The sequence below is a fragment of the Apilactobacillus sp. genome, from assembly GCF_025290035.1.
GTDB lineage: Bacteria > Bacillota > Bacilli > Lactobacillales > Lactobacillaceae > Apilactobacillus.
In genome coordinates, this window is the sequence record NZ_JAMBKT010000011.1 from 22,418 (window position 1) to 34,244 (window position 11,827).

Annotated in this window: 10 protein-coding genes; 6 read left to right on the forward strand and 4 right to left on the reverse strand. The window is 35.3% G+C overall.

Going from position 1 to position 11,827, the window contains the following annotated elements:
• From M3005_RS04095 to M3005_RS04110, 4 genes are all read left to right on the forward strand, one after another.
• A partial coding sequence (locus M3005_RS04095; protein ID WP_293793919.1) for a mechanosensitive ion channel family protein occupies window positions 1-857 on the forward strand: 857 nt, incomplete at its 5' end.
• A 238-nt stretch (window positions 858-1,095) separates the two neighbouring features.
• Entirely contained in the window at window positions 1,096-1,797 is a 702-nt protein-coding gene (locus tag M3005_RS04100; RefSeq protein ID WP_053950582.1) for an amino acid ABC transporter permease, read from the forward strand.
• Between the two features lie 13 nt (window positions 1,798-1,810).
• A complete protein-coding gene (locus M3005_RS04105) occupies window positions 1,811-2,554 on the forward strand; it encodes an amino acid ABC transporter ATP-binding protein (RefSeq protein ID WP_293793924.1) in 744 nt (247 codons plus the stop codon).
• A gap of 11 nt (window positions 2,555-2,565) precedes the next feature.
• Entirely contained in the window at window positions 2,566-3,381 is an 816-nt protein-coding gene (locus M3005_RS04110; RefSeq protein ID WP_293793926.1) for a transporter substrate-binding domain-containing protein, read from the forward strand.
• Window positions 3,382-3,479: 98 nt separating this feature from the next.
• Here the strand turns inward: M3005_RS04110 and M3005_RS04115 are convergent, their stop codons facing one another.
• Complete coding sequence (locus M3005_RS04115; RefSeq protein ID WP_293793928.1) at window positions 3,480-5,252, reverse strand: lectin-like domain-containing protein; 1,773 nt, start codon at window positions 5,250-5,252, stop codon at window positions 3,480-3,482.
• 109 nt (window positions 5,253-5,361) lie between these two features.
• Window positions 5,362-6,246, reverse strand: a complete 885-nt coding sequence (locus M3005_RS04120) for a LysR substrate-binding domain-containing protein (protein WP_293793930.1) — start codon at window positions 6,244-6,246, stop codon at window positions 5,362-5,364.
• 137 nt (window positions 6,247-6,383) lie between these two features.
• Here M3005_RS04120 and M3005_RS04125 point away from each other — a divergent pair, with 137 nt between their 5' ends.
• Window positions 6,384-8,012, forward strand: coding sequence for a malolactic enzyme (locus tag M3005_RS04125; protein WP_293793933.1), 1,629 nt, complete (start codon window positions 6,384-6,386; stop codon window positions 8,010-8,012).
• A 63-nt stretch (window positions 8,013-8,075) separates the two neighbouring features.
• On the opposite strand, the gene M3005_RS04130 is transcribed toward M3005_RS04125, so the two are convergent.
• Together M3005_RS04130 and M3005_RS04135 are read right to left on the reverse strand one after the other, a co-directional pair.
• The gene (locus M3005_RS04130) at window positions 8,076-8,843 is read right to left on the reverse strand and encodes a methylenetetrahydrofolate reductase (protein WP_293793936.1); all 768 of its coding nucleotides are present in this window, start codon (window positions 8,841-8,843) and stop codon (window positions 8,076-8,078) included.
• A gap of 103 nt (window positions 8,844-8,946) precedes the next feature.
• Complete coding sequence (locus tag M3005_RS04135; protein WP_293793937.1) at window positions 8,947-11,043, reverse strand: AAA family ATPase; 2,097 nt, start codon at window positions 11,041-11,043, stop codon at window positions 8,947-8,949.
• A gap of 396 nt (window positions 11,044-11,439) precedes the next feature.
• On the opposite strand from M3005_RS04135, the gene M3005_RS04140 reads away from it, so the two are divergent.
• On the forward strand, window positions 11,440-11,827 hold a 388-nt coding region (locus tag M3005_RS04140), incomplete at its 3' end, for a transporter substrate-binding domain-containing protein (protein WP_293793939.1).

The window sequence follows — 11,827 nt, forward strand, 5'->3', positions numbered from 1 at the left end:
CAACTAATCCCAGCATCTTGAAACAATACGTGGATAGTTTTAACTGGGGACACATTCTTCATAACTTAACATTTATCATTATCGATTTAGTTTTAGTTTCAATCTTCTTTTTAATTATCAAATTAATTGGTCAATCATTAGTAAATCATTTATTCGGTAAATATTTACAAAAGGAAAAGAAAATTGGTCCAAAGCGTGAAGGCACATTGAAATCAATTGCTACCAATACATTTAATTATATTTTGGAATTTTTCTGGCTATATTCAGTCCTAACCGTCATTGGTATTCCTGTCGGTTCACTGCTAGCAGGAGCAGGTTTGTTAACAGTGGCATTAGGTTTAGGTGCCCAAGGTTTGGCTAACGATATCATCACTGGATTTTTCATTTTATTCGAACATCAAATTGACGTTGGTGATTTCGTTGTTTTAGATACCATCACTGGAACCGTTGAAGAAATTGGGCTTCGTTCTACTCAAATTCGCGGAGTTGATGACTCGCTAAACTTCGTTCCAAATAGATATATCACTAACATATGTAACATGTCTAAAGATCGTTTGAAGGCTGAAATTAACATTCGTGTTAACCCTAATAGCCCAATTCAACAAATCATTGATATCGTTAAAGAAGTGAACGCCAAAAACATTCCAATTACTGACGGCATCATCGATGAACCCCAACTATTAGGAACTGTTGATTTAGGTGATGGCACTATAGCAGTTAAGGAATGGATTCCATGTAAAGACACCGCTAAATTTACCGTTCAATTCAAATTCCTTCAATTATATTTAGAAGCAATTAATGATGCTGGAATTACTTTACCAAATAATAAATTAATTACACCTATTCCCCAAAAATAAAGGATTAATTAAGATTTAATCGTTACACATCCTTTTAATTGACACCTAATTTATTGATTGATAGTATTAAATTAATCATTAACTACCCGCTATTTAATAGACTTCTTAGAAGTTGTTAACAATTTCGATTATTTTGTGTACAAATTAATTGAAACTACGATTAAATAGTGTAAAATAGTATTGGATTTAAATATGCATTTCCAATGCTTTTTTAGTTAGAAAACAAAGGAGACAAAATATGAGTGCTTGGGAAATTATTCGTGACTCTACACCGCAATTGCTTGCTGCATGTATTGCTTATACCATTCCAATTGCGATTGTGTCATTTATTATTGGTCTAACCATTGCTGTTATTACTGCTTTGGTTAAGATTTCTCCTCGCGGTGGGCTATTTAATATCGTCAAAGCCATTTTCTATTTCTATGTTTGGTTATTTAGAAGTACCCCACTTTTGGTTCAATTATTCATCGTATTCTTCGGCCTTCCATACCTAAGAATTGCGGGAATTTTACCTGACGGAATTAGATTGACTCCTATCGTAGCTGGGATCATTACTTTTTCTCTTAACACTGGAGCTTACGCTTCTGAAACTATTCGTGGTGCGATTTTATCAATCCCTGATGGTCAATGGGAAGCAGCATACTCACTTGGTATGACTAAGCGTAAAGTGCTTTGGAGAATTATCCTACCTCAAGCTAGTCGAGTATCACTTCCACCTTTATCCAATGAGTTCATTGGTTTGGTAAAAGATACTTCACTAGCCGCTTCAATTACGATTGTGGAAATGTTTGAAGTCAGTCAACAAATCGCTGCCGAAAACTACCAACCACTAATCATGTACATTTTAGTAGCTGCTATCTACGCAGTTATCTGTAGTGTTCTTACTATTTTACAAAGTTACCTAGAAAAACGAGTTTCTCGTTATTCTGTAAGTAATTAGAAAGGAGTATTAAATGATTAATTTAAAAAACGTATCTAAAACATTTGATAATCAACATGCCTTAGATAACATCTCCCTTCAATTCCCAGAAAATAAGACTACGGTAATTGTTGGACCATCCGGTTCTGGTAAGTCCACACTACTTAGATCTTTGAACCTACTTGAAACACCTGAAGCTGGTGAATATGATTTTAGCGACCTAAGCTTAAACTTTTCTGAAAAAATCAGTTCTAAAACTGTATTAAATATTCGTCGAAAAACCAGTATGGTATTTCAAAGCTTTAACTTATTCCCTCATCTTACAGTTTTAAAAAACGTAATGGAAGGGCAAGTCCAAGTACTCAACAAGACAAAGGAAGAAGCTAAAGAAACTGCTGAACAACTACTAAAGAAGGTCGGCATGTTGGATAAAGCAAATGCTTATCCTAGTCAATTATCTGGTGGTCAAGCACAACGTGTTGCGATTGCTCGTTCACTTGCAATGCATCCAGAATATATTTTGCTAGATGAACCTACAAGCGCTTTGGATCCTGAAATTGAATTAGAAGTCCTAAAGGTACTACTAGCATTGGCTAAAGAAAAACAATCACTAGTTATCGTTACTCATAATCTTACTTTTGCTCAACGTGTCGCTGATAAAATCGTCTTTATCGAAGATGGTAAAGTTGGCTTTGATGGTGATACTAAAGACTTCTTTGAATCAACAGACAAAAGAATTAAAGATTTCTTAGCAGCGATGACATTACAAAATATTTAAGGAGATTTATCATGAAATTCAACAAATTAATGAAATCACTAACTGTTGCATTTGCTGTATTAGGTACTGGAGCTATCTTAGCTTCATGCGGTAACAGTTCATCAAATTCAAAAGACTACAAATCTGATTTAACTCAAAGTGGCAAGCTTACTATCGGTTTAGAAGGTACTTATGCACCTTATTCATACCGACAAGGTGGTAAATTAACTGGTTTTGAAGTCGACTTAGCTACTGATGTTGCTAAGAAATTAGGTTTAAAAGTTAACTTTGTTCAAACTAAATGGGACAGTTTAATTGCTGGTCTAGGCAGTGACAGATACGATGCTGTTATGAACAACATGACTGTTACTCCACAAAGAGAAAAGCTTTACAAGTTCTCAGAACCATATGCTTACTCATACTACACACTTATCACTAAGAGCGATAGCAAGATGATGAGTATCAAGGATATCAAAGGAATGAACATCGTTGATGGTGCTGGTACCGATAATGCCGTTGTTGCTAAGAAGTTTGGTGCTAACGTTTCATCAACTCCTGACAACGCTACTGGTTACCAACTAATTCAACAAGGTAGAGCTGATGGTACTGTGAACTCAGTTCCTGCATGGAAATACTTCGCAAAACACAACTCAACAATGGGTCTAAAAGAAATCGATGTACCTACTAAACTACAAGCTCCTGCTGAAACTTCTATTATGTTAAACAAGAAATCATCTGCTTTAACAAAGAAAATCAACCAAGCTTTAGATGAACTAAGAAAAGACGGCACTATGAAGAAACTTTCAATGAAGTACTTTGGTTCTGACATCACTACAAAGCAAGATTAATATTAAATAAGAAAAAGCCATCCAAATTAATGAGTGGCTTTTTTATTTACCTATTTATTTTGAGGAAAAGGACTTTAATAGTCCTTTTTTAGATCTTATTATTTATTTTTTCTTCTAAATCCAATCGTAGCCATTCCTAATCCGATCAATCCAATTATCAAACCAACAATTGCCAATGATTTTTTGTTAGTCTGATCACCGGTTTGAGGTAATGATTTTTCATTTTTATCAATTGATGGGTGTTTAACTTTATGACGATTATTCCTATGATCTTTAAATCCGTCATTAAAGTGATTGTCCACTTTATTATTACCGGTACCGGATGAGCTATTGGTGTGGTTTGGTCTAATAGATACAATTTGTGTTGAACTACTTGCATTGCTTTGTGCATTTAAGCTATTACTGTTATCTGATGAACTTTGCGCTGAGCTACTTACGTTACTTTGTGAGATTGAGCTAGCACTGTTATCTGATGAACTTTGCGCTGAGCTACTTGTGCTATTTTGTGAGATTGAGCTAACACTATTATCTGATGAGCTTTGCGCTGAGCTACTTGTGCTACTTTGCGAGCTTGAGCTAGCACTGTTATCTGATGAACTTTGCGCTGAGCTACTTGTGCTACTTTGTGAGTTTGAGCTAGCACTGTTATCTGATGAACTTTGCGCTGAGCTGCTTGTGTTACTTTGTGAGCTTGAGCTAGCACTGTTATCTGATGAACTTTGCGCTGGATGACCAGGTAGATATTGATTATCAATATCAGTTTTACTTTTATTTTCAACTGATTGCACATCGTCTACAGTTGTTTGCTTTTGAATATTATCCAATCCTTTTTGCAACTCGTTATTAATATTAGTTATTTGTTGTTGCTTTTGATCAGAAGATAGATTGCTATCATTATTAATTGTATTAACAACATTTTGTGCTTCATTCTTCAAAGCATCCATTGACTTTTGTTGTGCCAAATATATTGGTGATGCTGAATATGAAAATGTATCTAGTCTTACTTGTTGTAAATTATGACTTAAACCCGTCGCTGCACTAATGACTAATGCTAAATCACTATAAGAACCTGTATATTCTTTTGTCCAAGTATATCCATCCATTACCATTTGAAATTCCTTAGTGCTTGCATCATATCTCAATATAAATGGAACGAAATCCGCTTTGCTGTTTAAGAAATCATCTTTATTTAAATAACTAACTGTGGGCTCATGTTCTAATTGTTCTACTTGTCCAGAATCATTAGTGTAGGTAAATGCTCCAAATGGAGATGCCCCTTGACCGTCTAAAACATCTTGATTTTTATTATTAGTAGGGTCTCCATCACGTTTGTCATAAAAAGTATCTACCTTAAATCCAAATGCATTTGGAACTTGATACATTCCAACCGCACCACCAGTACTAATTGGGAATCCAACACGATTTGGATGGAAAAATATCGCTAACCCGTCAGCTCCACCTTCTGTATCTAACTTATTACCAGCATAAATGGATCCAGTGATTGAAAAACTTCTAGTAAGAGATACTTTATTTTTTAAAGTAACACCACCAGATTCATTTTGAGCATCTTGCGTAAGGGTAATAGTCCCAGTGCTTTGATTATAAGATGCATCTCCTACTAGTTCGAAATAATTCAAAAAATTATCTTTATTGATATTAATAGTTACAGGATTCGGACTGCTCAAATCACTGCTTGAAATTGAGGAATCATCATACGATGTTGAAGCAGCGTTAACATTCTGAGAGTTGTTAACAACATTTTCATATGAGACTCCTAGAAGAGTTAGCGCCACGAGTCCAGTGGCAACTTTTTTGGTTTTAGAATTATTATTAACATTTAATATTGTTTTTTGATTTTTATTAAATACCATTAAAAATACCTCCATAGTGAGTTCATATGTAAATTGTAGTATTTTACTGATATCATTTCACTAGTAAAATCCTTAATTTTTAATTAAGAGTTTTGGAGGTTTATTTCAATTATTTTTGTTTCAATGATTCTCTAATTACTTCCAATACTTCCTTTTGAAAATCATTAAAGTAATGTGATTTTAGATAAACTAAGTTAGTCACAAACATAGGCATGTCTTCATCTAAAAAATCTAGTTTTACGACTCCTTCTGGAGTATTAACTAATGAATTAAAGAATCCAACCCCGACATTATTTTTAATCAAACTCATAATGTTATTGCTTTCATTTGATCTAAAAATAACGTTAGGATGAAATGCATTTCGTTTTGCTAATTGATTAAATGATTCGTTTTGAACAAACCCTTGCTTGAACAAAATAAAATCTTCTTTCGCTAAATCGGCAAAATGTATTTTACCTTCACTAGCTAGTGGATGGTTTTTAGAAACATATGCACAGAATGGAATTCTTTCAATTTCTTCTGTTTCGATTGAAGGATCATCTAATGGGTTATTAGAACCTAATAGCGCTAAGTCCAATTCTCCATTTTTTAATGATTCCTTAGTTGTTTCAGAACCATATTCATAGGTAATGATGTTATTTAACAAACTGCGTTCTTTTAAAAATTGCGCAATTTGTGGAAAGTATCTAGTTTCAATAATTGGTGGCAATCCAATCGATATTTTTTTTGCCTTTAAATTAGCTATATTGCGCTTCGCAACATCAAAATGGCGGATGATAGCTTGAGCGTGGTTTAACAATTGTTTCCCACTATCGGTTACAATGAGTTCACCATGAGTTCTATGTCTAATAATTAATTTAGTGTCCATTTCCTTTTCCAATCTTTGCAACGCAAAAGTAATGGTTGGTTGGCTGACCTTAAATTCTTCAGCAACTTTAGAAAAAACTTTTAATTTTGTTAAGCTTATAAAATATTCAAGATCACGTGTGTTCATAAAAAATGCCTCCATGCATTGATTTAAAAGGGTTTTAATTTTAGATATAAATTATATTTATTATAACACTAACTTTTGACTATCTGAACTATCATGTATTAATATCTAGATATTAATTAAGAAAAGAGGTAAGTCCTATGTCTTTTGGATATGATATTTTAAACAATCCTTTCAAGAACAAAGGTACTGCATTTACTAAAGAAGAAAGAAAAGAACTTGGTTTAGAAGGAATGCTTCCACCATACGTTCAAACATTACAAGAACAAGTGGATCAAGCTTATGCTCAATTCCAAACTAAACCTTCAGATTTAGAAAAACGTGTTTTCTTAATGACTTTATTCAATGAAAACCGCGTATTATTCTACAAGTTATTCTCACAACACGTTGTTGAATTTATGCCAATCGTATACGATCCAACAATTGCTGAAACTATCGAAAACTACAGTGAACTATTCGTTCAACCACAAAACGCAACATTCCTATCAATTGATGATGATTTAGATTCAATCAAAACTTCATTAAAGAATGCTGCTGAAGGTCGCGACATTCGTTTAATCGTAGTTACTGATGCTGAAGGTATCTTAGGTATCGGTGACTGGGCTACTAACGGTGTTGATATCGCTGTTGGTAAGCTAATGGTTTACACTGCTGCTGCAGGAATTGACCCTAGCCAAGTATTACCAGTTGTTTTAGATGCTGGTACTAACAACGAATCACTACTTAAGGACCCAATGTACTTAGGTAACCGTCACGAACGTGTTTACGGTGAAAAATACCACAAGTTTGTTGATACTTTCGTAGAAGATGCTGAAAGTCTATTCCCAGAAATGTACTTACATTTTGAAGACTTTGGTCGTAGCAACGCTGCTGACATCTTAGACAGATACAAAGACAAGTACACTGTATTTAATGATGATATCCAAGGTACTGGTATTATCGTATTAGCCGGTGTATTAGGTGCCCTAAACATTTCTGGTGAAGAAATGAAGGACCAAACTTACGTATCATTTGGTGCAGGTTCAGCCGGTACTGGTATTGTTTCACGTGTTTACGATGAATTCGTACAACAAGGTATGGATCCAGAAGAAGCTAAGAAGCACTTCTACCTAGTTGATAAGCAAGGTCTATTGTTCGATGACGACGATACTTTGACTCCTCAACAAAAACCATTTGCTAGAAGTCGTGATGAATTTGCTAACCCAGATTCATTAACTACTCTAGAAGCTGTTGTGAAAGAAGTTCACCCAACTATCTTAGTTGGTACTTCAACTCAACCAAACTCATTTACCGAATCAATCATTAAGGAAATGGCTGCTCACACTGAACGTCCAATTATCTTCCCTATTTCAAACCCAACTAAGTTGGCTGAAGCTAAGGCTGAAGACTTACTAAAATGGACTGACGGTAAAGCTCTTATCGGTACTGGTATCCCAGTTAACGATATTGAATACAATGGCACTGTTTACCAAATCGGTCAAGCTAACAACGCGTTAGTATACCCTGGTTTAGGTCTTGGTGCGATTGCCGCTACTGCCACTGTCCTAGATGACGAAATGATTTCTGCAGCTGCCCACTCACTTGGTGGTATTGTCGATACTGACAAACCAGGTGCTGCTGTCTTACCTCCAGTTTCTAAGTTGGATCAATTCTCAACTACTGTAGCTAAGGCCGTTGCCGATAGCGCTGTAAAACGTGGTCTTACACGTGAAGACATCAAAGATGTTGACAAAGCTATCGAAGACACTAAGTGGGAACCTAAGTATTAATCTCTCTTTTAAAGATGATGTGTGTAAAAAAAGACGCCGAACGATGGCGTCTTTTTTTGTGGTTTAAATTTGTTCAATAATTTGTTTTGTGTTTTCAGCATCATTGAGAGAATAAAGATGAATATGGTTAGCACCGGCTTGTTCAAGCTTATTAATCATCTCAGCAGTGTATATAACTCCCTTTTCACCAAACTCTTCTTCTGATGCGTTCATCAAGGCAATTATTTTGTCAGGAGTGGTCGCATGAGTTAAATCCAGCATCTTTTGCGTTTGTGTTTTTGAGATGACCGGCATGATACCAAACCAAATTGGCGTTGTAACATCAGTTCGATTTAAATAATCAACATAATCGTTCACATCAAAACTAAACTGCGAAATTAAATTAGTACATCCCTTAGTTACCTTGTGTTTTAGCCAATGCAATTCTTCATCGTTACTATTCAAGTAACAAGTCCCTGCGATATTTACATCTTGATATTCTTTTTTAATAAATTCAACTAACTCATCTGCATGCGAAAAGATAATTGCGGAATCATTTTGTGATAACTTATCTCCTCGCAATGCTAATACATCATTAACATCATGATTTTGCATTAAATCCATCATCTGTTTAACGGTATCGTAGTCTTTATCAATTCCAGTGAGGTGAATCATCACATCTACATCAGAATGTGCGTGAACATAATCAGCAATTTTAATACTTTGAATTAAATTATCCATATCGTGATTGCGATCGGTAATTGAAATAAACTGCGGATGCAGTGTTAATAAACCATCGAGGTTATCTTGATCGATATTGGGAGTAATTTCAAAAGAATATTGTAAGGGCATGCGAATCTCCTTTGGCTGAATTGATAGTTTAATTATATCCTACTATCTTGTTTTTAACGATGCACACAAAAAAAGACACCGCTTAAAGCGGTGTCTTTTTCAATTACTTATTTTCACTAATCACTACGTTACCATCTTCCATATCAGCCTTTAAGTGCTTAATGTCTTCATGGTCTAAGTAGAAGTCAGTAATCTTGTCTCTAATTTCTTGTTCTACAACACGACGTAGTGGACGAGCTCCCATGGCTTCATCGTATCCTTGTTCGATTAAGTAATCCTTAACTTCATCAGATACAACTACATCCATGTCTTTCTTAGCTAAAGTTGCGTTAACGTCACTTAGCATTAATTCGACAATTTCTTTCAAGTCATCCTTTGTTAGGTGTGAGAATTCAACAATCGCATTGAATCTGTTTAAGAATTCAGGACGGAAGTATGGAGATAATTTATCCATTAACTTCTTATCTTCATCTTTGTCACCAATCAATGTTTCATTACCGAATCCAGCGTTTGAAGTAGCAATCACAACTGTGTTCTTAAAGTTAACCACATTTCCTTGACCGTCAGTTAAACGACCATCGTCTAGCACTTGTAATAGAAGTGTTAAAACTTGAGGGTTGGCCTTTTCAATTTCATCCAATAATACGATTGAGTATGGGTTTCTTCTTACCTTTTCTGTCAAAGTATTATTGTTGTCATTGTATCCAACGTATCCTGCTGAAGCACCAATTAATTTTGATACCGCAGTTACATCAGAGTATTCTGACATGTCTAAACGAATAATGTTGTTCTTGTTACCAAACATATCCTTAGCTAATTGTTTTGCCAATTCAGTCTTACCTACACCGGTAGGACCTACGAATAAGAATGAACCAATTGGACGGTTACCTTCATCAAAACCAGCACGGTTTCTTCTGATAGCACGAGAAACTGCTGCAACTGCTTCGTCTTGACCGATAACCTTACCTTGTAGACGGTCGCCCATAGTCTTCAAACGTTCGATATCATTACTACTCAATTTAGCAACTGGAACACCAGTTAATCTTTCAACAGCTTCTGCAACATCATTGATAGTTGCTGTTACTTTAGTTTCATCGCTCTTGTTGTCGATTTGAGTTTGTAATTCTTCTATCTTATTCTTGTGATTTAGAGCTGCTTCATAATCTTCTTTTTCAGCGGCTTGTGCCTGTGCATCCTTTTCAGCTGCGATTTCATCTTCAATTGCCTTTTGATCTACAACTGGATGTTGTGCAGCTAAATGAGCAGCTGTCATGTCGACCAAGTCGATTGCCTTGTCTGGTAAACTTCTTTGTGGAATGTATTGAACAGAGTAGTCTACCGCAGCTTTTAGGACTTCATCAGGTAAAACAACATTGTGGTGTTCTTCATATAAAGGACGAATCCCTTTTAGAATTGCCAAAGTAGTTTCTTCACTTGGTGCCTTAATTTGCACTTCGTTGAAACGACGAGATAATGCTGCGTCCTTTAGAATAGTGTTTCTGTATTCATCTTGAGTAGTAGCACCAATTACAGTGATTTCACCACGAGATAATGCTGGTTTGATGATGTCAGCTAAACCTTTAGATCCGCTTTCGTCACCGGCGTTACCAGCACCCAAAATTTGGTGAATTTCATCGAAGAACAAGATCACATTGCCTTTAGCTTGAACTTCTTTAATCAAGTTTTGAATGTTTTCTTCAAAGCTACCACGGTATTGAGTTCCAGCTTCTAGTCCGGAAATATCAATGCTAATAACTTCCTTGTTCTTAATTGATGCTGGTACATCACCATTCACAATTGCTTGCGCTAATCCTTCTACAACTGCAGTCTTACCAACTCCAGCATCTCCTACTAAAACAGGATTGTTCTTAATTCTTCTTGATAAAACTTCAGTGGTTTCTTGGATTTCTTTGTCTCTACCAATTACTGGATCCAACTTGTTGTCGCGAGCTTCTTGAGTAAGATTACGACCTAACTTGTCTAAAATCCCTTCTTTATTAGAAGTAGTTTTTGGTTGAGTATTACCTTGGCCATTACTTAGTTGACCACTTTTTCTTAGTTGTTCTAATTGTTCTGGGGTCACTTCTTGACCGTTAATCATGTAACGACGTTGGGTATTGCTACTACCAGCGTCTCCTATAAATTGATTGAAAATTCTGTCAAAATCATCGTTAAATGGATCAAATGGACTTCTTGCCATAGTGCATCCCTGCCTTCTTTATAAATTTGTCAGCCTTCACGGCTGTCATATTGGATAAGGATGTTATCTTTGTTTCTTTCATCCTTTATCCATAATCTATATTATCACCTATTTTACATAATGCAATATATTTTTGACCTTTTTTGACCATATTTTTATAAAATAGTTAAAAACCATTGATATAATAGCATTTTTAAGAGTAAAATTTTTTTGACTTTTTATTGACCAATAACATTTCGAATTATACCATGTTATATCTTATTACATGTAAAATTAAAAATTTTAAAAAATTGTGATTTCTAAATATACTTTTATAGCAGGGTCTGGTATTATATCTTTATACAATGTTATGAAACGTAACGTGGAAAAGAATTTACATGAGAAGGGGTTTTTCTAATGAAGCAACATTCAAAAGCATTCCGCTGGCTGATCGCTTTCACTGCCGGAATCATCGTTGCATTGGGACTATTCGCAGCTCCACTAAAATCTAGTGCTGCTGAAAAGACCTATCAAATTGGAACGGATGTTACATTTCCTCCATTTGAATACGCAAACGATAACAATAAATATGTTGGTATCGATATTGACCTTATGAAGGCCATTGCTAAGGACCAACATTTTAAAGTCGACATTAAACCAATCGGTTTTAACGGTGCTATCCAAGCCGTTCAATCAGGCCAAATTGATGGTATGATTGCTGGTATGTCCATTACACCTGAACGTAAGGGATCATTTGATTTCTCAACACCTTACTACAACTCAGGAGTTGTAATGGCTGTTGCTC